The organism is Kitasatospora sp. NBC_01300 (genome assembly GCF_041435235.1).
Lineage (GTDB): Bacteria > Actinomycetota > Actinomycetes > Streptomycetales > Streptomycetaceae > Kitasatospora.
Genome location: NZ_CP108408.1, coordinates 5,054,700 through 5,081,128, shown reverse-complemented (window position 1 = coordinate 5,081,128; position 26,429 = coordinate 5,054,700). Strand labels below are relative to the sequence as shown.

26 protein-coding genes are annotated in these 26,429 nt (G+C 73.3%); 11 read left to right on the top strand and 15 right to left on the bottom strand.

Features of this window, described 5'->3' with window-relative positions:
• On the bottom strand, positions 1–1,275 hold the full coding sequence (locus OG556_RS22660; RefSeq protein ID WP_371518793.1) for a substrate-binding domain-containing protein: 1,275 nt from the start codon (positions 1,273–1,275) through the stop codon (positions 1–3).
• Between the two features lie 357 nt (positions 1,276–1,632).
• Here OG556_RS22660 and OG556_RS22655 point away from each other — a divergent pair, with 357 nt between their 5' ends.
• The 4 genes from OG556_RS22655 to OG556_RS22640 all read left to right on the top strand — a co-directional run bounded on the left by OG556_RS22655 (position 1,633) and on the right by OG556_RS22640 (position 7,869).
• Positions 1,633–2,394 carry a CoA transferase subunit A gene (locus OG556_RS22655; protein ID WP_363583670.1) on the top strand — a complete coding sequence of 254 codons (762 nt, stop codon included), beginning with the start codon at positions 1,633–1,635 and terminating at the stop codon, positions 2,392–2,394.
• Positions 2,395–2,398: 4 nt separating this feature from the next.
• Positions 2,399–3,118, top strand: coding sequence for a 3-oxoacid CoA-transferase subunit B (locus OG556_RS22650; RefSeq protein WP_371518792.1), 720 nt, complete (start codon positions 2,399–2,401; stop codon positions 3,116–3,118).
• A 623-nt stretch (positions 3,119–3,741) separates the two neighbouring features.
• Positions 3,742–5,838: a glycosyltransferase family 2 protein gene (locus OG556_RS22645; protein WP_371518791.1), complete on the top strand. Its 2,097-nt coding sequence runs from the start codon at positions 3,742–3,744 to the stop codon at positions 5,836–5,838.
• A 99-nt stretch (positions 5,839–5,937) separates the two neighbouring features.
• Positions 5,938–7,869 carry a galactose oxidase-like domain-containing protein gene (locus tag OG556_RS22640; RefSeq protein ID WP_371518790.1) on the top strand — a complete coding sequence of 644 codons (1,932 nt, stop codon included), beginning with the start codon at positions 5,938–5,940 and terminating at the stop codon, positions 7,867–7,869.
• Between the two features lie 72 nt (positions 7,870–7,941).
• Here the strand turns inward: OG556_RS22640 and OG556_RS22635 are convergent, their stop codons facing one another.
• From OG556_RS22635 to OG556_RS22620, 4 genes are all read right to left on the bottom strand, one after another.
• Positions 7,942–8,886 carry a glycoside hydrolase family 6 protein gene (locus tag OG556_RS22635; RefSeq protein WP_371518787.1) on the bottom strand — a complete coding sequence of 315 codons (945 nt, stop codon included), beginning with the start codon at positions 8,884–8,886 and terminating at the stop codon, positions 7,942–7,944.
• Positions 8,887–9,252: 366 nt separating this feature from the next.
• Entirely contained in the window at positions 9,253–9,981 is a 729-nt protein-coding gene (locus OG556_RS22630) for a uracil-DNA glycosylase (RefSeq protein ID WP_244293451.1), read from the bottom strand.
• Positions 9,982–10,059: 78 nt separating this feature from the next.
• Entirely contained in the window at positions 10,060–11,373 is a 1,314-nt protein-coding gene (locus OG556_RS22625; protein WP_371518785.1) for a low temperature requirement protein A, read from the bottom strand.
• Positions 11,374–11,456: 83 nt separating this feature from the next.
• The gene (locus OG556_RS22620; protein WP_063349252.1) at positions 11,457–12,236 is read right to left on the bottom strand and encodes an HAD-IIA family hydrolase; all 780 of its coding nucleotides are present in this window, start codon (positions 12,234–12,236) and stop codon (positions 11,457–11,459) included.
• Between the two features lie 515 nt (positions 12,237–12,751).
• Between OG556_RS22620 and OG556_RS22615 the strand changes: the two genes are divergently transcribed.
• The 3 genes from OG556_RS22615 to OG556_RS22605 all read left to right on the top strand — a co-directional run bounded on the left by OG556_RS22615 (position 12,752) and on the right by OG556_RS22605 (position 15,478).
• Positions 12,752–13,186 (top strand): hypothetical protein, encoded by a 435-nt coding sequence (locus OG556_RS22615; RefSeq protein WP_371518784.1) that lies wholly within the window; start codon positions 12,752–12,754, stop codon positions 13,184–13,186.
• A gap of 218 nt (positions 13,187–13,404) precedes the next feature.
• Positions 13,405–14,256 (top strand): hypothetical protein, encoded by an 852-nt coding sequence (locus tag OG556_RS22610; RefSeq protein WP_371518783.1) that lies wholly within the window; start codon positions 13,405–13,407, stop codon positions 14,254–14,256.
• Positions 14,257–14,389: 133 nt separating this feature from the next.
• Positions 14,390–15,478, top strand: a complete 1,089-nt coding sequence (locus tag OG556_RS22605; RefSeq protein WP_371518782.1) for a Gfo/Idh/MocA family oxidoreductase — start codon at positions 14,390–14,392, stop codon at positions 15,476–15,478.
• 143 nt (positions 15,479–15,621) lie between these two features.
• Here OG556_RS22605 and OG556_RS22600 read toward each other — a convergent pair whose 3' ends face one another.
• Together OG556_RS22600 and OG556_RS22595 are read right to left on the bottom strand one after the other, a co-directional pair.
• A complete protein-coding gene (locus OG556_RS22600; RefSeq protein ID WP_371518780.1) occupies positions 15,622–16,044 on the bottom strand; it encodes a type II toxin-antitoxin system VapC family toxin in 423 nt (140 codons plus the stop codon).
• A complete protein-coding gene (locus OG556_RS22595; protein WP_371518778.1) occupies positions 16,037–16,321 on the bottom strand; it encodes a type II toxin-antitoxin system Phd/YefM family antitoxin in 285 nt (94 codons plus the stop codon). The genes OG556_RS22600 and OG556_RS22595 overlap by 8 nt, the downstream gene beginning before the upstream one ends.
• Before the next feature lie 228 nt (positions 16,322–16,549).
• On the opposite strand from OG556_RS22595, the gene OG556_RS22590 reads away from it, so the two are divergent.
• Positions 16,550–16,843, top strand: a complete 294-nt coding sequence (locus OG556_RS22590; RefSeq protein WP_063349248.1) for a DUF6412 domain-containing protein — start codon at positions 16,550–16,552, stop codon at positions 16,841–16,843.
• A gap of 81 nt (positions 16,844–16,924) precedes the next feature.
• Positions 16,925–17,617, top strand: a complete 693-nt coding sequence (locus tag OG556_RS22585) for a YidC/Oxa1 family membrane protein insertase (RefSeq protein WP_371518775.1) — start codon at positions 16,925–16,927, stop codon at positions 17,615–17,617.
• Positions 17,618–17,695: 78 nt separating this feature from the next.
• Here the strand turns inward: OG556_RS22585 and OG556_RS22580 are convergent, their stop codons facing one another.
• Complete coding sequence (locus OG556_RS22580; protein WP_371518772.1) at positions 17,696–18,382, bottom strand: HAD family hydrolase; 687 nt, start codon at positions 18,380–18,382, stop codon at positions 17,696–17,698.
• A 29-nt stretch (positions 18,383–18,411) separates the two neighbouring features.
• Positions 18,412–18,987: an NUDIX hydrolase gene (locus OG556_RS22575; protein ID WP_371518769.1), complete on the bottom strand. Its 576-nt coding sequence runs from the start codon at positions 18,985–18,987 to the stop codon at positions 18,412–18,414.
• Positions 18,988–19,242: 255 nt separating this feature from the next.
• Here OG556_RS22575 and OG556_RS22570 point away from each other — a divergent pair, with 255 nt between their 5' ends.
• Positions 19,243–20,010, top strand: a complete 768-nt coding sequence (locus OG556_RS22570) for a CDP-alcohol phosphatidyltransferase family protein (protein ID WP_063349245.1) — start codon at positions 19,243–19,245, stop codon at positions 20,008–20,010.
• Between the two features lie 30 nt (positions 20,011–20,040).
• Here OG556_RS22570 and OG556_RS22565 read toward each other — a convergent pair whose 3' ends face one another.
• Positions 20,041–20,436, bottom strand: a complete 396-nt coding sequence (locus OG556_RS22565; RefSeq protein WP_371518766.1) for an ArsR/SmtB family transcription factor — start codon at positions 20,434–20,436, stop codon at positions 20,041–20,043.
• A gap of 153 nt (positions 20,437–20,589) precedes the next feature.
• On the opposite strand from OG556_RS22565, the gene OG556_RS22560 reads away from it, so the two are divergent.
• On the top strand, positions 20,590–21,579 hold the full coding sequence (locus OG556_RS22560) for a zinc-binding alcohol dehydrogenase family protein (protein WP_371518763.1): 990 nt from the start codon (positions 20,590–20,592) through the stop codon (positions 21,577–21,579).
• A gap of 97 nt (positions 21,580–21,676) precedes the next feature.
• Here the strand turns inward: OG556_RS22560 and OG556_RS22555 are convergent, their stop codons facing one another.
• From OG556_RS22555 to OG556_RS22535, 5 genes are all read right to left on the bottom strand, one after another.
• On the bottom strand, positions 21,677–22,504 hold the full coding sequence (locus tag OG556_RS22555; RefSeq protein WP_371518760.1) for a putative adhesin: 828 nt from the start codon (positions 22,502–22,504) through the stop codon (positions 21,677–21,679).
• Positions 22,505–22,641: 137 nt separating this feature from the next.
• Positions 22,642–23,844 carry a PQQ-binding-like beta-propeller repeat protein gene (locus OG556_RS22550; protein ID WP_371518757.1) on the bottom strand — a complete coding sequence of 401 codons (1,203 nt, stop codon included), beginning with the start codon at positions 23,842–23,844 and terminating at the stop codon, positions 22,642–22,644.
• Positions 23,845–24,021: 177 nt separating this feature from the next.
• Positions 24,022–25,152, bottom strand: a complete 1,131-nt coding sequence (locus OG556_RS22545; RefSeq protein ID WP_371518755.1) for a methyltransferase domain-containing protein — start codon at positions 25,150–25,152, stop codon at positions 24,022–24,024.
• Between the two features lie 492 nt (positions 25,153–25,644).
• The gene (locus OG556_RS22540) at positions 25,645–25,902 is read right to left on the bottom strand and encodes a hypothetical protein (protein ID WP_371518753.1); all 258 of its coding nucleotides are present in this window, start codon (positions 25,900–25,902) and stop codon (positions 25,645–25,647) included.
• Positions 25,899–26,273, bottom strand: coding sequence for an ATP-binding protein (locus OG556_RS22535; protein WP_371518750.1), 375 nt, complete (start codon positions 26,271–26,273; stop codon positions 25,899–25,901). The genes OG556_RS22540 and OG556_RS22535 overlap by 4 nt, the downstream gene beginning before the upstream one ends.
• Positions 26,274–26,429: the final 156 nt, after the last annotated feature.

The window sequence follows — 26,429 nt, the reverse complement described above, 5'->3', positions numbered from 1 at the left end:
TCAGCCCGCCATCGGGGTGACCGGGGGCGCCACCTCGTCCGCGGTCAGGGCCTTCTCCACCGAGGGCTTGGCGGCGGCCCCGGTGCCGGTCAGCCGGGCCTGGAACATCGGCTGGAGGAGGGCGTGGTCCTCGGCGCGCACCGTGGTACGCCCCTTCACCCCATCGAAGCTCCAGCCCTCCAGCGCCTTGACCAGGGCCGACGTGTCGTCGGCGGAGCCGTGGTTGGCCTCGACGGCGTGCACGATCATCTGGGCGGCGGTGAAGCCGTCGGGAGTGAAGATGTCAGTCTTCCCGCCGGCGGCGGTGACGGCCTCGTCCATGGCCTTCTCCACCGGGGTGCCGGCGGCGCCGCCGAAGTAGTGGTTCAGGAAGGAGATCTTCTCGGCCGCCGGGCCGAACAGCGGGTAGGAGGCCGCCAGGTCCAGGCCGGTGACGACCTTGGTGTCGGCGAACACGTCCTGCTGGTTGAGCGCCGTCCACAGGGCCGAGGAGCTGTCGCCGGCCCAGGCGACGAACAGCAGGTCGGGCTTGGCGGTCTTGGCCTGGGTGGCGAACGGGGTGAGGTCGGTGGCGCTCGGCGGGGCGAGCACCTGGTCGACCGTCGCACCCTGGGCGCCGAGCACGGCCTTGACGGCAGCCACGTTGGCCTGCCCGAAGGCGTTGTCCTGAGCGAGCACGGTGACCTTCTTGCCCTTGGCGTCACCGATGAACGAGGCCGCGGTGCGGATGTCCTGGAAGGACTGGCGGCCGGAACGGAAGGTGTACTTGTTCAAGCCGGTGACCTTGTCGACGGCGGCCGGGCCGCTGATGAAGAGCACCTTGTTCTGGGCGGCGATCGGGCCGACCTGGAGGGCGACACCCGAGGCCGTGGAGCCGGCCAGGACCTTGTAGCCCTTGCCGATCAGGTCCTTGGCGGCGGACACCGCCTTGGCCGGGTCGCCCGCGTCGTCCTGCTCCTCGAACTCGACCTTGTGTCCGTCGACCGCGCCGGTGCCCTTGGTCGCGTAGCTCAGCCCCGCCTTGAAGCCCTCCAGGTACTGCTTGCCGTAGGCGGCCAGCGGTCCGGTCTTGGAGTACACCAGGCCGACCTTGACCGGGCTCTTCGCACCACCGCCGCCCGCCGAGGCCGTCCCGGCGGTGCCGGCCTTGGCGCAGCCCGCGGCGAGCAGGACGCACGCCGCGACGGCGGCGAGCTTCCGGGCCGGGCCGCCGGTCAGGGTCTCGCCCGGGCGGGCGCCGGAGGCGGGCCGAGTGGGGGCTGTCGAGCTGCGCATGGTGACCGACTCCTGAGGGTGCGGCGGGGTGGATGCCGGAACCGTAGGTGTGCGGTGGGACCGGCGACATGTGCCCGGGCGACGCATCGGCCCACCCTGATGTGGCTCCGGCCGACATACCGCCCGGGCGGCGCCGTTCCCCGGACGTCCGGGTGTGGCCGGCCGACACGGGCTCGTCCCCGCCCATGGCGGGAGCCGCCATGGCTGCGGCGGCCCGCGTCCGGTGACGGTGGAGGGGTTCGGCAGCCGTCCGGCGGCGGCCGCCGGGTCCTCCCGCCGAGCCCTCCCACCTGGCCCTCGCCCGGGCCCGGCCCGGGCGGGCCCTCTTCCGCATCCCACTCCTCACGAGGTGATCCCTTGGACAAGGTCCTGGACTCCCCCGCCGACGCGGTCGGGGACATCCCCGACGGCGCGGTGCTGGCCGTCGGCGGCTTCGGCCTCTGCGGCATCCCGAGCACCCTGATCGGTGCCCTGGCGGACACCGGCACCACCGGCCTCCAGGTGGTCTCGAACAACTGCGGAGTGGACGACTGGGGGCTCGGTCTGCTGCTGCGGGCGGGCCGGATCGCCCGGATGACGTCCTCGTACGTCGGCGAGAACAAGGAGTTCGCCCGGCAGTACCTCTCCGGCGAGCTGGAGGTGGAGCTCACCCCGCAGGGCACGCTGGCCGAGCGACTGCGGGCCGGCGGCGCCGGCGTCCCCGCTTTCTACACCCCGGCCGGGGTCGGCACCCAGGTCGAGGAGGGCGGGCTGCCCTGGCGCTACGCAGCGGACGGCTCGGTGGCGCTGGCCTCACCGGCCAAGGAGGTCCGGGAGTTCGGCGGCCGCCGGTACCTGCTGGAGGAAGCCATCACGGCGGACTTCGCGCTGGTCCGGGCCGAGGTGGCGGACCGGCACGGGAACTGCGTGTTCCACGCCGCCGCCCGCAACTTCAACCCGCTCTGCGCGACGGCGGGCCGGATCACGTTGGTCGAGGCGGACCGGATCGTCGAGGCCGGCGAGCTCGCCCCGGACGCCGTGCACCTGCCCGGCGTGTACGTGGACCGGGTGGTGGCCGCCGATCCCGCGGACCGCCGCATCGAGCGCCGGACCGTCCGCCCCGCACTCCAGGAGGCCTGAGCCGATGTCCGCCCCGACCAGCACCCCGGCCCCCGCACCCACCTCGCAGAGCGCCCACCGACCGCAGGCCGCCCACCACCCGCAGACCGGCCTCGACCCGCGCAACGCTCTGGCCGCCCGGGCCGCCCGCGAACTGCGCGACGGCCAGTACGTGAACCTGGGCATCGGCCTGCCCACCCTGATCCCCAGTCACCTCCCGCCGGGCGTCGAGGTGGTGCTGCACTCGGAGAACGGCATCCTGGGCGTGGGCCCGTACCCGGTCGAGGGCACGGAGCACGCCGATCTGATCAACGCCGGGAAGGAGACGGTGACGGTCGCCCCCGGCGCCTCGTACTTCGACTCGGCCTTCTCCTTCGGCATGATCCGGGCCGGCCGGATCGACGTCTCGGTGCTCGGCGCCATGCAGGTCTCGGCGGCCGGCGACCTCGCCAACTGGATGATCCCCGGCAAGATGGTCAAGGGCATGGGCGGCGCGATGGACCTCGTACACGGGGCCCGCCGGCTGATCGTGGTCATGGAGCACACCGCCCGGGACGGCTCCCCGAAGATCGTCGACGAGCTCTCACTTCCCGCCACCGGCCGTGGAGTTGTCAACCGGATCGTGACCGATCTGGCCGTGATCGACGTGACGCCGGACGGGCTGCGGGTCGTGGAGACGGCTCCGGGCACGGAGTTCGCGGACGTCCAGGCCGCGACGGGCACCGCCCTCCTTCCACCGCTCTGATCCGACCGGGCCGACCGGGCCGACCGGCACCAGCCGGACCGGACGCACCGGCCCCGCCCCGCAGCAGCGGCCGGGCCTCCCGTCGGGGAGGTCCGGCCGTTCGCTTTGCCTCCGCGGCGCCGCCACCGCCGCCCCGCCCGCCGAATTCGCTGCATTAGCACCACTGCACTGCGGATTGGCCGGGAACCGCAGGATCTTCATGCTTGCGCGGTGATCATTTCTCGGACAGGTTGCGATCACGGTTGCCCTCCGGGAGAGTTGGGGGCGCCGTGGGTCCCGCGTGTCCGGAGGGGAAGCCGGGAGCGCACCGGGATCCGCATTCGAAGTCCCCGCAGGCGCGCAATGAATTCCGCTCGCAAACGCCCACCGGCGCAAGCAGGCGAACGACGCGAATGACGGCCCGAAAACCGCTTGGAAACAACGGCGGTCCACCGGGCGGTGTTTCACGGGGACGGCTTTCGAGGCAAGAGGCAAGGCGAAGCAAGGCTCCGGGGGGAGCGGACCAGCCCCGCCGAACGCGGCCGGCCAGGCGCGCAACGGGACGGCGGATCGCATACCCCCGGTCCGAACACGCACCAACGGGCCCGCCGCCACGGCCGGGCCCCGGCCAGGGGGAGCAGACGATGACCATGCCGTTCGCGCGGCAGAAGGACGCCGGGACGGCCCGCGGGCGAGGCGCCGGGCGGCGGCTCGACGACGACCTGGCCGCCGTTCCGGTACCCGAAGCCCCGTACGACTACGGTCACTTCAGCCGGCTGGCCGGTCCGGCGCACGACCCGGACGAGGAGGACGACCTCGGCGGCGGCGTCTACCGGCCCGAGCCCGCCCACCACGGAGCCCCGCCGGCACCGTGGCACGCACAAGAGGCCGTGCACCAGGCCACGCAGGAGGCCGCACCCGCCCCCACCGCCCCCTACCGCGTCCAGTACCGCAGCCTGCTGCGCCGCGAGCCGCACCGGATCCGTGCCGCCCTGCTGATGGTGGCGGCCCCACTGGTGGAGGTGGTGCTGCTGGTGTGGCTGCTGCTGCCGGAGCACTGGCCGGAGCGCCCCGGCGAGACGCACACCCTGGTGCTGCTGGGCGACAAGGTGATGATCGGGATCATCGCCGTGGTCGAGGTGTTCCGGCTGGTCAACGTCGTGTCCAACACCCACGCCACGCTGGTCGCCCGCGATCCGATACCGGTGACGCCGGAGTCCGGCACCCGGGTCGCGTTCGTCACCGCCTGCGTGCCGGGCAAGGAGCCGGCGGAGATGGTGCGGGCCACACTGGTCGCGGCGCGCGCCGTCCGGCACGACGGCCCGTACGACGTCTGGCTGTTGGACGAGGGAAACGATCCTGCGATGCGGGCGCTCTGCACCGAGCTGGGCGTCCGCCACTTCAGCCGCTTCGGCCGCCCGTACTGGAACCAGCCCAAGGGCAGGTTCCGCACCGGCACCAAGCACGGCAACTACAACGCCTGGTTGCAGGCGCACGGCGACGACTACGACTTCTGGGTCTCGGTGGACACCGACCACGTCCCGCTGCCGGACTTCTGCGAGCGGATGCTCGGCTACTTCCGGGACCCCGACGTGGCATTCGTGGTCGGACCCCAGGTGTACGGGAACTACCGCAGCTCGGGATCGGCCGTCACCAAATTCTCCGAGAGCCAGCAGTACCTCTTCCACGCACTCATCCAGCGCGCCGGAAACCGTTACGGCGCGCCCATGTTCGTCGGCACCAACAACGCCGTCAGAATCCGTGCGCTCCAGTCGATCGGCGGGTTGTACGACTCCATCACGGAGGATATGGCGACCGGCCTGGAGTTCCACCGGAGCCGGAACGCCGAGACCGGTGAACGCTGGAAGTCCGTGTACACCCCGGACGTGCTCGCGGTCGGAGAGGGCCCGTCCTCCTGGACCGACTTCTTCTCCCAGCAGCTGCGCTGGAGCCGCGGCACCTACGAGACCCTGCTCACCCAGTACTGGCGGGTGCTCTGGCGGCTGTCGCCCGGGCGGCTGCTCAACTACTCGCTGATGGTGGGCTTCTACCCGATGGCGGCGCTCACCTGGTTGCTCGGCGGCCTGTCCAGCGTGCTCTACCTGGTGTTCGGCGCCTCGGGGGTCCACGTGTCCTCCGAAATCTGGATGATGCTGTACAGCGACGCCGCCGCGCTCCAACTGCTGCTCTACACCTGGAACCGCAAGCACAACGTCAGCCCGCACGAGCCGGCCGGCTCCTCCGGGGTCGCGGGCATGCTGATGTCCGCGCTGTGCGGCCCGGTCTACGCGGCCTCGCTGGTGCAGGCGCTGCTGCGGCGGCGCAACCGCTTCGTGGTGACGCCGAAGGGCCGCTCGGCCAGCGCGGACCGGGTGAGCACCTTCCGCTTCCACCTGTTCTGGACGCTGGTGTTCGGCGGCGCGATAGCGGCTTCCTTCTTCACCGGCTACGACCACGTCGCGATGCGCACCTGGGCATGGATCGCCCTGGTCCTGACCGTGCTGCCGATCCTGGTGCTGGCCGGCGACGCCGTCCGCCGCCGACGCGCCCGGCCCACGGCCACGCTCACCGTCACCGGTGGTCCGGCGGCGACCCCGAGGGTCGTCCTGGAGAAGCGCCGCCCCCGGCACGCCCGCGACCCCCGGCGCGGCGCGGCCGCACCGGCCGCACCGGTCTCCCAGGACGCGCCGCCGGGCGCCCCCGCAGTGCCCGACCGGGCGGAGCGCACCACCACCCGCTGAAGCCGCGGCCCGCCAGCACCCCCGCACCTCACAAGCCAGCGAACCTCACGAACCACCGAACCTCACGAGCTACCGAACCTCACGAGGGGACCAACCACCGTGAAGATCCACAAGACCGGCCGGACCAAGCGCTTCGCCCTCGGCAGCACCGTCGCGCTGACCGTCGCCGGGATGAACGCGCCCGCCGTCCTCGGCTTCGCCAGCCAGCAGTACCACCAGTACGTGATCAACCGCCCCGACTACAAGGCGGAGTACGGCCACTGGCAGACCCTCACGCTCCCCGCCGAGTTCCGGGTCAACGCCGTCCACGCCACGCTGCTGCGTACCGGCAAGGTCCTCATCGTGGCCGGTTCCGGCAACGACGAGAAGCGCTTCGACGCGGGCAGCTTCCGCAGCCTGCTCTGGGACCCGGCCGCGAACACCTACAAGCTGATACCCACCCCGGCCGACATGTTCTGCGGCGGCCACGCCTCGCTGCCGGACGGCCGCGTCCTGGTGGCCGGCGGCACCCAGCGGTACGAGAAGCTGGCGGGCGTGGTGAAGAAGGCGGCCGGCGTCATGCGGGTGCGCAACGAGAGCCCCGAGCGCGCCAGGACGTTCCCCAAGGGCACCGTCTTCGTCGGCCCGAACGGGCGCGAGTACGCCTCCACCGAGCCGGTGACCGTCCCGGCCGCGGTGAAGACGGGCGCCGGCAAGCAGACCGTCGTCACCGCCGGCGAGCAGCACGTGTTCGTCGAGGCGGTCGGCGAGGGCGCCGACTACGTCACCGACTCCCCAGCCCAGTACCGGATCAAGGGCCTGGCCGGGGCCGACGCCCACAACCTGTACGGGCAGGGCACGAAGCTGACCCTGGACAAGCAGGAGTACCAGGGCATCCGCTCCGCGTTCGAGTTCAACCCGGACACCGAGCTCTACGAGCAGGTCACCGACATGGCGTACGCCCGCTGGTACCCGACGCTCACCGGGCTGGGCGACGGACGGGTGGTCACCGTCTCGGGCCTGGACGACACCGGGGAGATCCTCAACGGCAACGACAACGAGATCTACGACCCGAAGAACAAGACCTGGTCCAAGGGCCCGGACCACTACTTCCCGACCTACCCGTCGATCTTCCTGACCGCCTCCGGCAAGCTCTTCTACTCGGGCTCCAACGGCGGCTACGGCCCGGCCGACAAGGGCCGCGACCCCGGGGTGTGGGACCTGTCGAACAACGGCTTCCAGCCCGTCCCCGGCCTGCGCGACCCCGCCCTCACCGAGACCTCGTCCTCGGTGCTGCTGCCGCCCGCCCAGGCGCAGAAGGTGATGGTGCTCGGCGGCGGGGGCGTCGGCGAGTCGCCGCTGTCCACCGCCCGCACCGACATCGTCGACCTCTCCGCCGCCAAGCCCGCCTTCACCCCGGGCCCGGACCTGCCGGCCGGCGGCACCCGCTACCTGAACAGCGTGATCCTCCCGGACGACACCGTGTTCACCACCGGCGGCTCCAGCGGCTACCGGGGCCGGGGCGCCAGTGACCTGCTCAAGGCGCAGGTGTACCACCCGGACACCAACAGCTTCAGCACCGCAGCCGAGCCCGCCGTCGGCCGCAACTACCACTCCGAGGCACTGCTGCTGCCGGACGGCCGGGTGGCCGTGCTCGGTTCCAACCCTCTGTTCGCGGACAAGGCCGAGACCACGCCGGGCGGCTTCGAGCAGCGCATCGAGATCTACACCCCGCCGTACCTGTTCCACGGCGACCGCCCGCAGGTGGCCGCCGCGCCGGGGGCCGCGAAGCTCGGCACGACCGTGCGGATCGGCACCGCCCGGCCGGACGCGGTCGCCACCGCCAAGCTGATCCGGCCGAGTTCGGTCACCCACGTGACCGACGTCGAACAGCGCTCGGTGGCCCTGGACATCAGCGGTCGCACGGCCGACGGGGTCTCGCTGACGCTCCCCGCCAACCCCGACCTGCTGCCGCCCGGCTGGTACATGCTGTTCCTGACCGACGCCGCCGGCACCCCGTCGGTCGCGCGCTGGATCCAGGTGACCGGCTGAGCGACACCGGGTGCGTCACGGCCTGGTACGGACCCGCACCGGCGCACACCCGCATGGCGCGGGCCGGCCCCCTCAGCGGGCGGCCTGCGCCAGGCCGAGCGCGTACGGCAGCCAGAACTCGCCCGCCCGGGGCTCGCCGCGCCCGCACTCGCCGTCCGACTCCCCCGGGTTCTTGATCCACAGGTAGGCGTCGACCCCGTCCCGGCCGGTGTCGGCGGTCGGCCGCTCGCCGAGCGCGCGGCCGGGCGGGTTGCACCAGGCGTCGCCGCCGAGCGGGCCGTTGCCGTTGCGGCTGGTGTCGATGACGAAGTGCTTCCCGCCCAGGGCGGCGGAGAGCTGGCCGCCGTACGCCGTGTTGCGGCCGGTGTCGTAGAAGTTGGCGACGTTCACCGCGAAGCCGTCCGCCGCCGCGATCCCCGACTTGCGCAGCGCGGTGGAGAGTTCGGCCGGGTCCTGCGACCAGCCGGGGTTGCCCGCGTCCAGGTAGACCCGCACCTGCGGACGCTTCTTCAGCTCCTGCACGGCGAAGGCCAGCAGGCCGTACCGCTCGGCGGCCAGGTCGCCCTTGATCCCGCAGCTGTCCAGGGTGTGCGCGACGGCGTCCGGCTCCAGCACCACCCAGGCCTTGCGGTCGCCGAGGGCCTCCGCGACACCGCTGATCCAGGCCCGGTAGGAGGCGGCGTCGGCGGCGCCGCCGGCCGAGTACAGGCCGCAGTCGCGGTGCGGGATGTTGTAGGCGACGAAGACCGCCGTCCGGTCCGCCCCGGCGGCCCGGCGGCTGACCTGTTCGGCGATCTCCTTGGCGCCCTGCTCCCCCAGCCACTGCGAGGAGGGCTGGGCGGCGATCCGCAACAGCGTGTCGGCCTCCGCCGGCCGGCCCTGGCCGCGCAGGGCGGTCACCTGCCGGGCGGCATTGGTCTGGTCGGAGACGTAGAAGGCCTGGCCGGGGAGCTGGGCGAGGCTCGCGGGGCCGGTGCCCGGGTTCGCGGCGGAGGCGGTGGGCACGGCTGTGGGCACGACGGCGGACCCGCCGGCCGCGGCACCGGCAGAGGCACCGCCGCCCGGGCCGCCGGCTGATCCCTTGGCCGGTCCGGCGGTCGAACCGCTACAGCCCGTGGCCCCCGCCAACAGCACGACCAGGGCCGCCCCCACGGCCCGTCGGATTGCCACTACCCGTCCCACCCGGCGCACGTACCGCCCCTCCCCCAGAGCCGGTCCGGCGACCGGTCGGCACCAGCTAAGCACACCGGCCACCGCCCGCCCGCGACGGGCGGTGAACGCCGGGTGGCCGTGAGGGGTGGTCCGGACGGGCGACCCCGCCCGCCCGGACCACCCCTCACCCAACCCCCGGGCGCCCGGCCCCGGATACTCGGCCCCAGATGCTCAGCCCTGCTTCAGGTTGGGCACCTGCCAGTCGATCGGCTCGCCGCCGAAGCCGTCCAGCGCCGTGTCGATCTGCGAGAACGGGCGGCTGCCGAAGAACAGCTTGGCCGACAGCGGCGACGGGTGCGCGCCCTGCACGACCACGTGCTTGGACGTGTCGATCAGCGGCAGCTTCTTCTTCGCGTAGTTGCCCCACAGCACGAAGACCACCGGCTCCTCGCGCTCACTCACCGCCTTGATCACGGCGTCGGTGAACTTCTCCCAGCCCTTCGCCTTGTGCGAGTTGGCCTCGTGCGCGCGCACCGTGAGCACCGCGTTGAGCAGCAGGACGCCCTGCTCGGCCCAGTGCATCAGGTAGCCGTTGTCCGGGGCGGGGATGCCGAGGTCGGCGTCCAGCTCCTTGAAGATGTTGCGCAGCGACGGCGGCGTCCTGGTGCCGGGCAGCACCGAGAAGCTCATGCCGTGGGCCTGGCCGTCGTCGTGGTACGGGTCCTGCCCGAGGACCAGCACCCGGACCTTCTCGTACGGCGTGGCCTCCAGCGCGGCGAACTCCTGGCCGCTCGGCGGGAACACCTGGTGCTGCGCGCGCTCGGCCGCCACGAAGGCCGCCAGCTCGGCGAAGTACGGCTTCTCCGTCTCGGCGCCCAGCACCGGGCGCCAGGACTCGGGCAGTTCCAGCCCGCCGCCCTCGCCGGCCTCCACCACGCCCGCCTCGACCGTGTCCGTCACGACATCTACCTCCCACACCGCGGCTGTTGTGCCGCACGCCCTCTTTCACCCCGAACGCTACACAGCCCCACCGACAACTCACTCCGCCGAAGCCGCAGAAGGCGGCACGGACCCAGCGGGAAGTGCCGACCCGACAGGCAGCGGGGCCCCAACAGGCAACGGGGCCCCAGCGGGAAGCGGGGCCCCAGTGGGAAGCGGGGCCCCGGCAGGAGCCGCCGGCGCGGGGCCCGAACCGGCCGCCCGCACCACCCGGACGTGCTCCACCACGTTGAGCGCCACCAGCAGCACCGCCAGTGCCACCAGCACCGCCAGCGCCGGCAGCCGCACCACCGCCGGTGCCAGCCCCAGCACCACCGCCGCCGCACCGAGCCGGGTCGTCGCCACCTTGCGGAACATCATCCAGCGGGTGTACCCGAAGGTCAGCAGGTACAGCCCGCACCCGCCGTACAGCAGCGCCACCGACCCCGGGCCCAGCGCCCGCCACGGGTCCGCGACGGTCTCCCCGAAGCCGACCGCCACCCCGATCACCCCGGCGGCCAACGCCAGGTGCCCGTACTGGAAGATCCGCCGGACGACGTCCCGCCGGGAGTCGGCGACCTCCACGGCGTACCGCATGGCGTCCGCCGCATACACGAAGTACTGCCACCACAGCCCCGCCGAGATGGTGAACGCGGCGGCCACTGCGGCGAGTTCGGCCACGTCCAGCCGGGCGCCGGCCGCCGTCCCGCCGATCCCGACGATCGACTCGCCGAGCGCCACCAGCAGGAACAGCGCGAACCGCTCCGGCATGTGCGAGGGGTGGTACGCCACCGCCGCCAGCCGCCGCCGGAACACCAGCGGCGCGGCCAGGTCGCAGAGCGCGGCCGCCGCCCACAGGGCCAGCCGCGGCCCGTCCGGCAGCAGCCCGCCCACGACCAGCAGCGGCCCGCTGACCAGCACGCCGGCGCCGTACGGGCCGCGCCAGACGCCCGGCAGGCGGATCAGCAGGAGCAGCAGCACCAGCCGGGCCAGCCAGTACGCGGCGCCGAGCAGCACGCCCCGCCCGCCGTACGCGCCCGGGACGGCGAGCGCCATGAACAGGCCGGCCAGCCCGACCGCCAGGATGCCGAGGCGGTCCCGCAGGTTGTCCACGTCCCGGATGTTGGCCTGCACGGTGGTGCCCACCCAGCACCAGTACACCGGCACGAACACCACCAGCGCCCGGACCAGCCCGGTGGCGTCGTGGTGGTGGTGCAGCAGCCCGGAGACCTGGGTGATCGCGAAGACGAAGACCAGGTCGAAGTAGAGCTCGGCCCAGGTGACCCGCTTCTCGTCGGCCTCCCCGCCGACGCCCCCGGCGCCCGCAGCATCCCGCCGCGCCTCCGGCGGCCCCGCATCCCCCGTCGCACTCATCGCGCCGTTGCCTCCCCACAGGTACGAAACGGGCCCCGCCCCGGCGACCGGCCGGAACGGGGCCCACGACAGCACCGCAGAGGCTAGACCAGCTCGACCAGGTCCGCGATCGACTTGACCACCCGGGTCGGCCGGTACGGGAAGCGCTCGACGTCGGCGGCGGCGGTCAGGCCGGTGAGCACCAGGATGGTCTCCATGCCGGCCTCCATCCCGGCGACGATGTCGGTGTCCATCCGGTCGCCGATCATCACGGCGGTCTCGGAGTGGGCCCCGGCGGTGTTCAGCGCCTCGCGCATCATCAGCGGGTTGGGCTTGCCGACGAAGTACGGCTCGACGCCGGTCGCCTTGGTGATCAGGGCCGCGACCGAGCCGGTGGCCGGCAGCACGCCCTCGGGGGACGGGCCGGTCTCGTCGGGGTTGGTGCAGATGAACCGGGCGCCCTGGTTGATCAGGCGGATCGCCTTGGTGAGCGCCTCGAAGCTGTAGGTGCGGGTCTCGCCGAGGACGACGTAGTCCGGGTTGTTGTCGGTCAGCACGTAACCGGCCTGGTACAGCGCGGTGGTGAGCCCCGCCTCGCCGATCACGTAGGCGGTGCCGCCCGGGCGCTGGCCCTTGAGGAACTTGGCGGTGGCCAGGGCGGAGGTCCAGATGCACTCCTCCGGCACCTCCAGGCCCATCCCGGCCAGGCGGGCGCTGAGGTCGCGCGGGGTGTAGATGGAGTTGTTGGTGAGGACCAGGAACGGCTTGCCGGACTCCCGCAGCCTGCGCAGGAACTCCTTCGCACCGGGAATGGGCGTGCCCTCGTGGATGAGGACGCCGTCCATGTCGGTCAGCCAGGACTCGATGGGCTTGCGGTCTGCCACGTAGGTGTCTCCTTGGTCTTGCAACGGTTCTGAACGATTTCGCACATCGCTCCGGACCGGACACCCTCGGCCGGCCGGGCGCCACTGGCTGCCCCAACACGGACCAGCCTAGAGCCTGCCTCCTCGGGCCGACCGGGGCGGCCCCGGACGGGAACGGCCACAGCACGCCTGCGGCAACGCATCCGCAGGCACCACTTCCGCCCGGGCACGGCCGCGGTGCGAACGGAGGCAGTCGGCCGGTGGACGGGTTCGTCCGCGCAAACGCGCTACGCCGATGAGGGGACCACCGGGCGGTTCGTACCGGATCTTCCCGTGCGCTCCTGACCAGCGAAGTCGCACAGGAAGTCGGACAGTTCCGGTCCGGCTTTCGGCACCTCGGCGCGATGATCGAAGGGACAGGCGGGCCGCTCGGTGTTCTTGTTCTGGTGAGAGCCGGTTCGGCTCTCGTCACCGTGGCATCCGTGTTCGGCTGTGCTGCCGGGCGCGTGAGCCCATCCTTCCCAGAACAGGGCCCCATGAAGATCCATCGCATAGCCGTCGCAGCTCTTGCCGTCGGCACCTTGCTGGCCGGTGGCGTGGCTGTGGCCGAGGCCAACACCTCGACGAACACACCGAGTTCCGCATCGACCGGTCAGACCCGCAGGGACGCCGTGGCCTGCGCGGTCGCCACCGTCTCCTCGTCGGTCGCCGCCTCCAACGCCTCCACCGCGGCAGCCGCGGCGCAGGCCGACGCCGCATCGGCCGCCGCCGCCCTCAAGACCTTCATCGCGGCGACCCAAGCCGTGCCACCCAACGCCGCCGCCGAGGCCGCAGCCGCCACCAGCGCCAGCGCCGCCGAGGCCGCCGCGGTCACCTCCTCCGCCGCTGCCGCCACCTCGGCCGCCACCGCCGCCACTGCCAGCGCCGCCGCCGTGAAGGCCTGCGCCGTCACGGTGACCCCCACCACCTGAGACGGACGCGCGGCATCGCTCGGCCGCCGGGTCAGGCCGTGGCGCGAAGCCTCCACGGCCTGGCCTGGCCTGGCCCGGCCTGCTCGCGCGAGCCGTGCCCGTGCCCGTGCCCGTGCCCGTGCCCGTGCCCGTGCCCGCAGCAGCAGCAGCCGCAGCCGCAGCCGCTGCGGGCACGGCACCACGAACACGGGGGTCTCCATCAACCCGAAGGGAACGTCATGCGACGCATCCGCACCGTCCCGGTCCTCGCCGGCTCCGTCGTCCTGACCGCCGGGCTGGCCACACTGGCCCCCGCCTCCGCACAGGCGGCCGTGGCCTGCAACGAGACGGCGCTGGTCGCGGCGATCAACGCCGCCAACAGCGCCGGCGGGGGCAACGTCGTCCTCGCGACCGACTGCGTCTACACCATCGCCTCGTCGCACAGCAGTGACACCGACGGCGCGAACGCGCTGCCGGTCATCACCACCGCCATCACCCTGACCGGCGACAACGACACCATCACGCGCTCGACGACGGCCGGTACGGCCGGCTTCCGCATCGCCAAGGTGGCCGCGGGCGCCAGCCTCACCCTCAAGGGCAACGTCACCCTCAGCAACGGCTCCGCCGTCACCGACGGCGGCGGCATCCTCAACTACGGCGCGGTGACCCTCACGGCCAGCGCCCTGACCGGCAACACCGCCCAGGGCAGGGGCGGCGGCCTGGCCAACGAGGACGTCGGCGCCCCCCAGAAGGGGGCGGTGGCGACCTTCACGAACAGCACCGTGGCCGGGAACAGCGCCACCGGCCAGGGCGGCGGGATCTACAACGGCCTGCGCGGCTCGCTCACCACCACCAGCAGTTTCATCGACGCGGGCAACAGCTCCGGATCCCAGGGCGGCGGCATCGCCGCCATCGACTCCACCGCCACCACGCTGACCAGCACCCGGATCAGCGCCAACCAGGCCGTCATGACGGCCGGCGGCATCTACCGGCAGAACGGCACCATGACACTCACCACGACACCGGTCAGTGGAAACACCCCCGACAACTGCGTCGGCAGCTCCCCCTCGGTACCCGGCTGCGTCGGCTGATCCGTCAACTACCCTGAGACGCCTGCCCCCATGCCGCCCGACGAGCGAGGACGCGAACCGACGTCCGCCCCGCCTCCCGGCTCCGCCGCTGCGAAACCGGGAGCAACCGGGCGCCTCGTGATTGAGTGGGCGCATGAGCGCCTCGACCCCCTCGTCCTCCCCGGACCGCCCGTTCCGCGTCGGCCTGATCGGCTACGGCCTGGCCGGCTCCGCCTTCCACGCCCCGCTCATCGCCACCACGCCGGGGCTGCGGCTGGACGCCGTGGTCACCGCCAACCCCGAGCGCCGCGAGCAGCTGCGCCGCGAACACCCCGGCGCCCGCGCCGTCGACACCCCCGAGCAGCTGCTCGCCGACCCGGACGCGCTCGACCTCGTCGTCGTCGCCTCGCCCAACCGCACCCACGCGCCGCTCGCCCGCGCCGCCCTGCGCGCCGGGCTGGCCACCGTCGTCGACAAGCCGCTGGCCGGCACCGCCGCCGAGGCGCTGGAGCTGTGCCAGCTCGCCGAGGCCCGGGGGACCCTGCTCTCCGTGTTCCAGAACCGGCGCTGGGACGGCGACTTCCTGACCGCCGCCCGGCTGGTCCGGGGCGGCGCGCTCGGCCGGGTGCACCGCTTCGAGTCCCGCTTCGAGCGGTTCCGCCCGAAGCCCAAGCCCGGCTGGCGTGAGCTCGCCGACCCGGCGGAGGTCGGCGGCACGCTGTACGACCTGGGCAGCCACCTGGTGGACCAGGCGCTGACGCTGTTCGGCCCGGTGGAGACGGTGTACGCGGAGGTCGACGTGCGCCGGGACGGCGCGGTCGTCGACGACGACGCCTTCCTCGCCCTCACCCACGCCTCCGGCACCCGCTCGCACCTGTGGACCAGCGCCATCACCCCGCTGATCGGCCCCCGGCTGCGGGTGCTCGGCGACGCCGCCGGGTACGTCAAGCCCGGCATGGACCCGCAGGAGGCGGAGCTGCGGGCCGGGCACCGACCGGACGGCGCCCGCCCGTGGGGTGCCGACCAGCCCTCGCAGTACGGCACCCTCGGCACCGACGAGTCCTCGATCGCGCTGCCCACCGAGCCGGGCGACTACCCCGCCTTCTACGCGGGCATCGCCGCCGCCCTGGCCTCCCCGGGCACCCCGCCCCCGGTCGACCCGCGCGACGCGGTGGCCACCCTGGCCGTGCTGGAGGCCGCCCGGGCCTCCGCCGCCACGGGCACCACGGTCCGCCTGGGCTGAGCCGCCACCGGGCCTGCCGCCCCCTCAATTCCACTTCTAAGCTGCTTGGATGAGCGGCCGGCGGGCGGGGCGGCAGGCCACCGGCGCGAGAACGCGAAGAGCACGAAGAGGGTGAGGGTGAGGAGAACCACGGGCGGCAGCCGTCACACCCCGATGATCTCCACCGCCGAGCCCAGGCCCCGGAAGTCCGCGACGTTGCGGGTGTACAGCGGCAGGCCGTGGGCCGAGGCCACGGCCGCGATCATCAGGTCGATCCGGCGCGGGCGCGGCTGCCGCCCCGCGGCGATGGTGAGGGTCACCAGCGTGCCGTAGCGGGCGGCCGCCGCCGCGTCGAAGGGCAGCGGGTCGAAGTCGGCCATCGCCGCGCCCAGCACCTCCAGCCGGGCGGCCCGGCTGACCGGGTCGCGGGCCATCGACACGCCCTGTTGCAGCTCCGCGAAGGTGATCGCGGTCAGCTCCGGCACGGCCGGCAGGGCCGCCGGGGAGAGCAGGGCCAGATCGATGTAGACACAGGTGTCGAGCACCCCGGCCGGCCGCCGCCGGGCTGCCCGCCTGCGCTCAGCCACGCCGCCGCTCGAACGGGTCGTCGCCCTCGTCGCCCACCAGCTCCTCCGGCCCGAGGTACTCCTCGGCCTCCTTGCGCATCTGCTGGTAGTCCACCCGCGGCAGCTTCACGTGCCGCGCCACCAGCTCCTCCGCCGTGAGCCGCCGCCGTCCGGACACCGGTCGCAGCTCCGCGACCTCGACCCCGTTCCTGGTGATGTGGAAGGTCTCCCCGGCCTCCACCGCGTCCATCACCGCGGCGGAGTTGTTCCGGAACTCCCGCTGGGTAATCGTCTTCATCCCTCCACGGTAGCCCCGTGTAGCACCTGCGGCTACGCCCCTGCGCCGCCTCGCGAAGCGCCTCGGCGCGGCGGGTGCGCCACGGGAATTCCGCGCCGGGCGGGAACTCGGCGGGCCCGGCGATCGTCCTGAACGTCTGAAGTCCGGCCCCGAGTCCATGGGGCCGAAGCCCGAGGGCCGGGAGGCCCGTGCGGCCCCGGGTCCGTCACGCCGAAGGAGGAGCAGCGCATGACCGTCGTCGCGATGCTGCTCGGGCTGCTCCGGGTGCTGACCGGGGAGCTGGTGACCGAGGGCGGGACGGTCGCGTCGGTGGCGGCGGTCGCCGCCGTGGCGCTGCTGGCCGGTGCGGTCGCGGGCACGCTGGCGGGGGCGCGGCTGCTGGGGGCGCGGGCGCCCACGGCGGTGCGCAGCGGGGTGCTGCGGAGGCGCGCGTTCCGTACGGCCTTCCTGCCGCAGCGCGATCCCGATGCCCGGGGCAGGCGACGCCCGAGGGCACCGGGTGCGGCCCCGGCGGCCGCGTAGCTTCGTCGTCTTCCGCCGTTCCACGCGGCCGTCCTCCGTCGACCACTCGTTTTCCGAGACCCCCGGAGGGCTCGCTCCACCATGTCCGTTCTCGCTGTTCTCGACCCGGCCGTCGCCGTCGCCCATGCCGCCGTCGCCGCGCTGGCCCAGGTACTGCCGACCGCGCTGGCGATCGTCCTGTTCACCGTCGCCGTCCGGCTGGCGTTGCATCCCTTCGCGCGCGCGGCGGCGCGGGGGGAGAAGTCGCGGGCGCGGCTGGCGCCGAAGGTCGCCGAGGTGAACCGGCGGTTCAAGGACCGCCCGGAGAAGCTGCGGGAGGCGCTCGCCGAGCTGTACCGGGAGGAGCGGGCCTCGCCGTTCGCGGGGTGTCTGCCGATGCTGGTGCAGATTCCGTTCTTCTCGGTGATGTACCGCCTGTTCACCACCCCGAACGGCCTGCTGGACCACACCCTGTTCGGCGTGCCGCTCGGCCTGCACGTCGGGAGCGCGCACGGCGCCGGGCAGTTGGCGGTGTTCGGCCTGCTGTACGCCGGGCTGGCGGCGGTCGGGTACGTCAACTTCCGCCGGGCCAGGCGGGCGGCGGCCGCGCAGCCGACCCCTCAGCCGGGGGCGGGGCTGCTGCCCTACCTGTCCTTCGGGTCGGTGCTGTTCGCGATGCTGGTGCCGGTGGCCGCGGCGCTCCACCTGGTGACGACGAGCACGTGGACGGCCGCGGAGCGGGCCTGGCTGCACCGGGGCGGCACACCGGCGCCGGCGACGGCGCTCGCGCTGTGAGCCTCGCGCTGTGAGCACCGCCGCCGAACCCGCTGATCTCGGCGGACCCGCCGAGGCCGCCGACCGCGTCGGCCTGCGTCAGAAGTGCCGCAGCAACTCGGGGAAGGCCGCCAGCTGGAGCGTCGCCTCGTCGGGGCCGAGGTCCTGGTGCTCCAGCACCCAGGTGTGCTCGTGCGGGATGAAGACCGTGCGCAGACCGGCCTGGCGGGCCGGGGCGATGTCGGACTTGGGCGAGTTGCCGATCATCCAGGTCCGGTCGGGGTCGAGGCCGAGCTCGGCACTGAGCCGCCGGTAGGTGTCCGCCGACTTCTCGGCCACGATGTGGACGCCGCGGAAGTGGTGGTCGATCGTGGAGGCCGTCACCTTGCGCTGCTGCTCGTCGAGGTCGCCCTTGGTGAGCAGCAGCAGCTGGTGGCGTCCGGCGAGGTCGGCGAGGGTGTCGGCGACGCCGGGGATCAGCTCGATCTCGCGGTTGCTGAGCGGAGTGAGGAGACCGTCGATCCGGGCTTCTTCGGCCGGGGTGGGGGTGAGATCGCCGTTCAGCCGCCGCAGGCAGTCGGCGAGGCTCTGCCGGAACACGGCGGCGCCGTAGCCGAGGGCGGCGGAGTTGGCGGCTTCGATCTCGTTGAGGACGGCCCTGGCGCGCTCGCGGTCGGCCGGGGTGGCGACCCAGTCCAGGAAGCCGTCGATGACGCGCTCGAAGAGGACGTTGTTCTCCCAGAGCGTGTCGTCGGCGTCGAAGATGAGGGTCTGGTCGGTGTGCATCCGGGTGTGCTCCAGCGGGGTTCGGAAGGTCAGGCGGGGGCGTCGAGCAGGCGGCCGGCCCGGTCGAGCGTTTCGCGGAGGTTCTCCTCGGTGGTCCGCTGCCGGGCCTCGGCGATGGTGAGCCACTCCAGCGGGGCGGCGGGGTTCTCCGGCCGCGCCCGCTCCGGGGTGCCGGTGGCCAGCAGGAAGCGCAGGTCGGCGTGTTCGTGGGCCGGCTCGACGGGCGAGGCCGGGACGGGCACGACGGCGAGGTGGACGAGGGCGGCGTCGGGCCACGGGGTGAGATCGGCGAGTCCGGTCTCCTCCAGGCCTTCGCGCAGCGCGATGTCCAGCGGCAGGGTCTCCCCCGGGTCTCCGTGGCCGCCGACCTGGAGCCAGGCCTGCTGGCGGACGTGCCAACGCAGGAGGACGCGCCGGGTCGGCGGGTGGACGATCAGCGCGGAGGCGGTGAAGTGCAGCGGCGTCCCGCGGTCCCAGGCGTCGGCGGCCCCGGTGAGGTGGCGGACGCGCTCGTGGTCGGCGGTCTCCGTCGGGCCCTGCGGCCGGTGGCCGGCCAGCAGTTCGGCCAGGTCCGGGCTGTGCGCCGCGCCGCCTGTGGTCACCATGATCAGCACTCCTCGTTGCGCTCCGGACCACGTCAACCGGCTTGCGGAGGCGGGTGATCGGGGCCGGGGCTTCCGGTTCCGACGAACCCGCGAAGCCTAGCCCCGGGGCCCTCCGGCGGCCCACCGGTTTTCCTCCCGGGGCCGCCCGGCAGGCGGCTCCCCCGCCTCCGGACGGCGACGAGGGGCCGGTCGGGACGGCACCCGGGAGGCCGTAGCCTGTGGTGATCGTTTCGGGACAGGTGGAGGGATGTCGTCATGGTGGCTGCTCCGGCGCTCGCGGACTTGCGCGAGGTGTGCCAGCCGCAGGCCAAGCTGCAGAGCCGCAACGGTGAGCACTGGGCGGGACGGCTGTACATGCGCCGCATCTCGCTGCGCACGACCCGGCAGTTGGTACGCACCTCGGTGTCGCCGAACACCCTCACCTGGGTGATGGTGGTCTGCGGGGTCGGCGGCGGGGCGGCCCTGCTGATCCCCGGCCTGACCGGCGCCGTGCTGGCGGCGGTGCTGTTCCAGCTGTTCCTGCTCTTCGACTGCGTCGACGGCGAAGTGGCGCGCTGGAAGCGCCAGTTCAGCATGGCCGGGGTCTACGTGGACCGGCTCGGCGCCTATCTGGCGGACGCGGCGCTGATGATCGGCGCGGGCGTGCGGGCGGCCCGGGGCGGGTCGGAGCTGTGGGTGTCGGTGGGCCTGGCGGCCGCGCTGGGCGTGGTGCTGCTCAAGGCCTCGACGGACCTGGTGGACGTGGCCCGGGCCCGCAGCGGACAGGCCCCGGCGGACGAGGAGTCCACCCAGCCGCGCTCGCAGGGCATCGCGACCGCGCGCCGGCTCGCCTCGGTGTTCAAGATCCACCGGGTGACGAACGGCATCGAGGCCTCCCTGGTGCTGCTGGCGGCGGCCGTGGTGGACGCGGCGCTCGGCAACCTGGACGCGACGCGGGCGGCGGTCGCGGGGATCGCGGTGATCACCTGGGGCATGGTGGTGGCGCACCTGGCGTCGATCCTGTCCTCCTCGCGCCTGCGCTGACGGGCGACGCCGCCGCGCGCGGGCGGCCGCCTACGCGCGGGCTTCGGCCTGTACGTCGGCTTCCGCCTGCGCGTCGGCTTCGGCCCGCGCGTCGGCTTCGGTCCGCGCGTGGGCGGCGAGGATGGTGTCGAGGAGGCCGGGGAAGCGCTGCTCCAGGTCGACGGCGCGCAGGGCGGAGAACTTGCGGTTGGCCTCCTCGCGCTGGCGGATCAGGCCGGACTCGCGCAGCACCTTGAAGTGGTGACTGAGGGTGGAGGGCGCGACGTCCACCGGGAAGGTGCCGCAGGCCCGCTCGGGTTCGGCGCGCAGGATGCGCACGATGGTCATCCGGGTGGGGTCGGAGAGCGCGTGCAGGACGTCGAGCAGGTCGATCTCCCCGGTCGCGGGGTGGGCGAGCGCCGGTCGGCGCCGGGTGCTGCGGGGCATGATCCGACCTCCCTGATCTGCGGTTGATCCGCGTTTGATCCGCGCTCGATCTGCGCTTGATCTGCGATGTTCGACAATCATCGAAACTGCGTGGTACCACTGCCCCACGTCAATTTCGTCGTTCGTCGAACATCGTAGCCGAGGGGGACCGACATGCGCGCACTGGTGATGACCGCACCCGGTGGGGCCGAGCACACGGAGATCCGGGAGGTCGAGGCCCCGAGCCCCGGCCCCGGCCAGGTGGCGGTCGACGTCGCCTACGCCGGGCTGAACTTCGTCGACGTGATGGGCCGCCGGGGTGACGCCGGCTACGTCACCGCCTGGCCGTACCGGCCGGGCAAGGAGGTGGCCGGCACCGTCCGGGCGGTCGGCGAGGGCGTCACCGGACTGGCGGTGGGCGACCGGGTGGCGGCCGCGCCCGTCGGCGGCGGCCTGGCCGAGGTGGTGCTCGCCGAGGCCGCGCTCACCGTGCCCGTCCCGGATGGGCTGGCGCTGCGCGAGGCCGCCGCCGCCCCGCTGGGCCTGGCCACCGCCGTGCTGCTGCTCACCGATGCCGGCCGGCTCACCGCCGGGGACACCGTCCTGGTGCACTCGGCCGGCGGCGGGATCGGCCACGCCGTCGCCCAGCTGGCCCCGCTGATCGGGGGCGGCGGCCGGCTGATCGGCACGGTGGGCCGCCCGGAGAAGGCGGCGGCCGCCGTCGCCTCCGGCTACCACCACGCCTTCGCCCGCGACGAGGCGCTGCCCGAGGCCGTCCGGGCCGCGACCGGGGGCCGGGGCGTCGACCTCGTGCTGGACCCGCTGGGCACCGAGGCCCTGGAGCTCGACCTCGAACTCACCGCACCCGGCGGCCGGATCGTCCTCTTCGGCAACGCGGGCGGCGGCGCCGTCGCCGACCTGCCGCCGCTCGGCCGCCTGATGGCCGGGAACCTCACCGTCACCGGCTTCAGCCACCGCTCCCTGGCCGCCACCGCCCCCGAACGGCTGGCCCGCGCCATCCGTACGGTCCTCGACCTGCTCGCCTCCGGTGACCTCACGCTGCCGGTCACCGAAGTCCCCGGCCTGGCCGCCGTCCCCGCCGCGCACGACGCCATGGCGGAGGGGCGGGCCACCGGCAAGTACGTGGTGCGCGTGACCGGTTGAGCCCCGCTCGGGGCTGCACCCCTTGCGCAGGAAGTCGGGTGGGCCGACTTTCTACGCAAGGGGCGCAAGGGGCGCAGAGCGTTGGAGGCCGGGCGGGTCAGGGGTTGTAGAGGCCGCCAGCCTCGCCTGGGTCGCCGGGGCCATTGTGGCCCTGAGGACGGCCCTGGTTGCGCGTCCCGGGCCTGTTGGTCTCGACGAAGCGGCAGGCCGCGAAGTGCACGTCGCCCATGCCGGGCCGCAGGATGTCGCTCAGCAGCACGTCGCCGTCGAAGACGATCGAGCGGCCCGCGAGTTGGGGGTCGGTCAGCGTGGCGACGTTGATGACGGTTGCGGCCGGCGTCCCCGGGTCGAGTTCGACGTCGTACCCGCCGCCCACCGGGCTGGCGATCGCCGGGTTTCCCCGGATGGTGAGACCGCTGGGGTAGGAGATGGTGTAGTTCTGCAGGCTCCGCCCGCCCACCACGGTGCGCGCGGCGCCACGCTCCTGCCCCTGTTCCACGCTGCCGCCCCGGTTGGCGCCGTTCTCCACCTGCCCGCCCAGGTCGTCGGGGAGGACCATCCCGTGCTGCGTGTAGAAGTGCACCCTCGTCCCCGCAGGCACCCGGAAGGTGCCGTTCGCGGCCTCCCAGGCGCCGTGACCGCTGAGCACGAGACCGTCCGTACGCGCGGGCGCGGTGTTGTCGGCCTCCCAGTCGTCGTCCGGGTTCTGGTGATTGATCATGGGCCGGTTCTGGTCGGACGCGCGCTGGATCCCGGTCGCGCGGAGCATCTGCACGACGGCCGCGTTGCCGTGGCTGCTCTGGAGGCCGAGCAGCGACTGGGCGGCGGCCTGCGCCCGGTTCGAATTCCTGGTCGCCGAATCCGAAGTACGGGCCGGCGTGCGGGCCTTGCCGGCGGCACCCTTGGTCCTGTCGTGGGCGTGCATCGTCCCCCTCTCGACTCGAAAGCTCCCTCTCCTGGATATCGGTGACGCCGGCCTGGGCGCCAGGCCCGTACGGGCAGTGCCCGCTGCCTGAAGGCGCACCGCGCGGTGCCCTGCCGCGCCGAGACCCCGCGCGGAGGTCAGGCCGCGGGTATGCCCGCCGCGTAGAGGCCGGCCCGGCTGCCGCGGTAGGCGACGCCGCCGAAAGCCGTCAGCGAGAGGCCGGTGTACTCGGTGCCGAACTTGGCCGGATCGTCCTGCCATTGGAGCCCGCCGGTGGCGAGGTCGAGGGTGTGCAGCCGACCGTCGTTCAGCGCCACGTAGACCCGCCCGTCGGCGACGGCCATGGTGCTCATGCCCCGACCCAGGCCGTCCGGCACCGAGGAGGTCCACCGACTGCGGCCCGTACTCGCCTCGACGGCGATGACCCGGTCGTTGTCGAGGAGGCAGAGCGTCCCGTCGGCGACCGGGGCGGGATGGACACCGGGGTGGCCGAGATCGTCGCGCTGCCAGAGCACCCGGCCGGTCGCCGCGTCCAGGGCGGAGACGGTCGAGGCGGCGCCGGTCGAGGCGGAGGTGGCCGAGGCGGAGGTGGCCGAGGCGGTCGGGGCGGAGGCGGCGGAAGTGGACAGGTAGAGGACGCCCTCGTGGACCACGGGCCGGTCGACGAGCTTGCCGACGGCGGGCTGCTCCCAGCGCCGCTCACAGGTCTTCGCGTCGAGGGCGGAGATCCCACCCGCGGGGGCGGCGAGGTACACGGTGCCGCCCGCGACCGCCGGCCCGCAGGCGGCCTCCAGCGGGCCGGCCCACCGGGCCTCGCCGGTGGCCGCGTCGTAGGAGTGGACGCGGCCGTCGCAGATCACGAACACGTCCCCGGCGACGGTGGGGCCGTCCGTCCATCCGGACAGGTAGCCCTCCGGCGCGGGCACGGCCCACCGGACGGCTCCGGACGCGGCGTCCAGGGCGTGGACGTGGGAGTCGGTGGTCACGCAGACCAGTCCGTCACCTGCGGCTATCGGCCAACCGAAGTTGCTGTCGGCGGGGTTGCGCGAGGCGACCTCGGCGCTCCAGCGCGGGGTGCCGGTCCGCGGGTCGAGGGCCCTGACCGTGCCGTCGAAGTCCGCGACGTAGACATCGGACTGCGGAGTGGCCGACAGGGCGACCCGGCTGCCGGTACCGGTCCGGCTCCAGACGCGGTGGCCGGTGTCGGCGTCCCGCCGCGCCCACCAGCCGATGCCCCCGACGGTGGCGGCGGCCGCCGCCACGCCGGCGACGCCCAGCAGCATGCGCCTGCGGCTGACGTGGGGGCGGACGGGATCGGTCTGCGATTCGTTCGAGGTCACACCGAAGGTGACCGTCTGCGCCCGCCGCCGGTTCCACCGCGCGGGCGAGCTTCACAGAAGGCGCCGAAACGGGTGGCCAGGACGCGGCCGGGATTCTGAAGGTTGTGCGCAGGAAGTCGGACCGACCGACTTCCTGCGCGGGGGCTCAGGTCAGGCGCCTGGGGGTTCGCGGCCGGGTCAGACGATCAGGTTGCCGGGCTCGTCGAGCCACACGTGCTGTTCGCCGGTCGGCGTCATCGTCACGCCGAAGCGGGTGAGATCCGGTTCGCCGTCGGCGAGCCATGCTCGGCGGGCGCGGACGATCTCGTCCCACAGGCGGCGGGGCCCGGCCTGCTGGACTGCGTCGGCGGCGCCCCAGTCGTGGTGGCGGACGGACGCCCAGGAGCCGGCGCCGTCGGAGAGCCGCATGCGATAGGTGCCGCCGGGGTCTGTGTCGTCCCAGGTGTGGTGATACCGAACGCCAGGCACCCGGAGGCCGATGGCGAACGCCACGTCCACGTTCTCCAGCGCCAGCTCCGGGTCGATCGGCGACGAGCCCCGGTGGATCGGCCGGTCGGTCGGTTCGGTCACCGGGTGGGGGCGCTGGCTGCGGACCCACATGAAGCTGACGTTGTCCACGAACCTGCCGTGGGAGGGCTCCCCCGGACCGCCGACCACCAGGCGCAGGAGTCCGGCGTTGGCGTAGGGCGTGCCCCAGGGGGTGACGATCACGCCGCCGGGGCGGGTCTGTTCGAGCCAGGCGCGCGGCAGTCTGCGAACCGCCGCCGTGGAATGGACGCGATCGTAAGGCGCCCGGAGGGGCTGTCCGTCGAGGCCGTCGCCGGTCGAGCAACTGGGCTGGAAGCCTGCTGCGGTGAGTCGTCGGGCCGCTGCGGCGGCGACCGCTCGATCGACCTCGACGGTGGTCACGTGGGCGTCGCCGAGCCTGGCGGAGAGGAGCGCGCTCGTCCATCCGGTGCCGGTGCCGATGTCGAGCACGGTGTTCCCGTCGACCACATCCAGGTGCCGGAGCATCCGCGCGACGAGGGACGGCATGGAGGCCGAGGAGGTGGCGATGCCCGGCCCGGTATCGAGGTCGTCATCGATCTGGGTGACCACCACCTCGTCGGCGTTCACCAGGGCCCACCAGGCGTCCGGGTGGTCGGCCCGGGTGATCAGGCCGTAGCCGGTCGGGCTGTCGCCGTCCGGGGCCCAGACGGAGTCCGGGACGAAGGAAGAGCGCGGGGCACGCTCGAACGCGCCCCGCCACCCCTCGCCCAGCGCCCCCGCCGATTCCATCCGGGTCAGCAACTGTGCGTAGTCGTCCATCAGTTGGCGCTCACTTCTTCGACGGCTTCACGGGCTTGGTCCACTGGCCGTCGGACTCCTTCGGGGACTGCTTCTTGTCCCCGTCCTCGCCACCCTTGCCGTCTCCGTGCTCGCCCATTCCGGCTCCTCTCGATCGGTGCCGGTCACTCGGGTGCCGGCAAGGTCCTGTCCGGCACGGTAGAGGCTCAACCCTGCCGGTGTGCGCCGTATTTCTCCGCATTTCTCCTATGCGCGGCGAGGCTTCCGCAGGTTTCTCAGGTGGCTGCCAGTGCCAGCGCCGAGCGCGCACGGGCGATCAACCGGTGTGCCGCGGGGCCGTACACCGCAGCATCGTGCAGCTCGCCCCCGTCGGAACCGCGAAGTGCCTTGCGGCATCGCAGGCTTGGCGCTCGGCAAGCACTGCGGGGGTGACCGTGCGGGCGTGGAGGTGACGGGCGCGGGTTTCGCAGAGGGCGCCGAGGAGGGAGGCCAGGAGGTTGAAGGTCAGGAGGCCTAGCATCGGCGGCGGTCCCGCTCACGCTTGTACTCGCGGAGGAGGGCGAGGAGGTTGATGAGGGTGCTCGCCGGGATGTTGCCGAGGGACACGAGGGCGCGGCCGTCGAGGTTGGTCTCGCCGGCCTGGGCGGAGGGCCAGAGGAGCCCGAACTCGCGACCCTCGGTCCGGAGTTCGACGATGAGTCCGGTGATCTGGCGGGCCGTGAGGTGGCGCAGCGCCGGATCGGCCGGGTGGATGGGGTGGTGGGCGATCACGCGACACCGTCCAACTCGAACCAAACGATTTTGCCCAGCTTCAGGGGGTCGACGCCCCAGCGGTGGGTGAGGCCGGCGACCAGCTGGAGGCCCCGGCCGGACTCGGCGAGCGGGCACGGCGTTCGCTGCTCGGGGAGGGCGGAGGAGCGGTCCGCGACGGTGACGCGGAGGGTGTTGGAGAGGGGGTTGGAGAGGAAGTGGATGAGGACGACGGGGGAGGTCGTCTCGCCGTGACGCCAGGCGTTGACGATCAGTTCGACGAGGGCGAGCTCGGCGTCCGCGATGGAGGAGGGCGACCAGCCGACGCGGGTCATGCCGTCGCGGAGGGTGTCGCGAGCGAGGGTGAGGGAGGGGGAGTTGAGGTTACGCACAGGGATCTCCCGGAGAGGTGAAGGGGAAATGCCGAGCGGGCCACTGACGTCCGGCTCGGTGATCGGTGCGTCACCGACTGTAGAGCTGGTGGTACATGTATCGGTACTTCTACCCCGTTCTTCACTCGATCGATGGATTGCTGGACCCTTCGCGGG

Excerpts from the sequence above, each read along its gene's own strand:
- OG556_RS22660 (WP_371518793.1), bottom strand. The coding sequence starts at position 1,275 with ATGCGCAGCTCGACAGCCCCCACTCGGCCCGCCTCCGGCGCCCGCCCG.
- OG556_RS22650 (WP_371518792.1), top strand. The coding sequence starts at position 2,399 with ATGTCCGCCCCGACCAGCACCCCGGCCCCCGCACCCACCTCGCAGAGC.
- OG556_RS22645 (WP_371518791.1), top strand. The coding sequence starts at position 3,742 with ATGACCATGCCGTTCGCGCGGCAGAAGGACGCCGGGACGGCCCGCGGG.
- OG556_RS22625 (WP_371518785.1), bottom strand. The coding sequence starts at position 11,373 with ATGAGTGCGACGGGGGATGCGGGGCCGCCGGAGGCGCGGCGGGATGCT.
- OG556_RS22615 (WP_371518784.1), top strand. The coding sequence starts at position 12,752 with ATGAAGATCCATCGCATAGCCGTCGCAGCTCTTGCCGTCGGCACCTTG.
- OG556_RS22610 (WP_371518783.1), top strand. The coding sequence starts at position 13,405 with ATGCGACGCATCCGCACCGTCCCGGTCCTCGCCGGCTCCGTCGTCCTG.
- OG556_RS22605 (WP_371518782.1), top strand. The coding sequence starts at position 14,390 with ATGAGCGCCTCGACCCCCTCGTCCTCCCCGGACCGCCCGTTCCGCGTC.
- OG556_RS22595 (WP_371518778.1), bottom strand. The coding sequence starts at position 16,321 with ATGAAGACGATTACCCAGCGGGAGTTCCGGAACAACTCCGCCGCGGTG.
- OG556_RS22590 (WP_063349248.1), top strand. The coding sequence starts at position 16,550 with ATGACCGTCGTCGCGATGCTGCTCGGGCTGCTCCGGGTGCTGACCGGG.
- OG556_RS22585 (WP_371518775.1), top strand. The coding sequence starts at position 16,925 with ATGTCCGTTCTCGCTGTTCTCGACCCGGCCGTCGCCGTCGCCCATGCC.
- OG556_RS22580 (WP_371518772.1), bottom strand. The coding sequence starts at position 18,382 with ATGCACACCGACCAGACCCTCATCTTCGACGCCGACGACACGCTCTGG.
- OG556_RS22575 (WP_371518769.1), bottom strand. The coding sequence starts at position 18,987 with ATGGTGACCACAGGCGGCGCGGCGCACAGCCCGGACCTGGCCGAACTG.
- OG556_RS22570 (WP_063349245.1), top strand. The coding sequence starts at position 19,243 with ATGGTGGCTGCTCCGGCGCTCGCGGACTTGCGCGAGGTGTGCCAGCCG.
- OG556_RS22565 (WP_371518766.1), bottom strand. The coding sequence starts at position 20,436 with ATGCCCCGCAGCACCCGGCGCCGACCGGCGCTCGCCCACCCCGCGACC.
- OG556_RS22560 (WP_371518763.1), top strand. The coding sequence starts at position 20,590 with ATGCGCGCACTGGTGATGACCGCACCCGGTGGGGCCGAGCACACGGAG.
- OG556_RS22555 (WP_371518760.1), bottom strand. The coding sequence starts at position 22,504 with ATGCACGCCCACGACAGGACCAAGGGTGCCGCCGGCAAGGCCCGCACG.
- OG556_RS22545 (WP_371518755.1), bottom strand. The coding sequence starts at position 25,152 with ATGGACGACTACGCACAGTTGCTGACCCGGATGGAATCGGCGGGGGCG.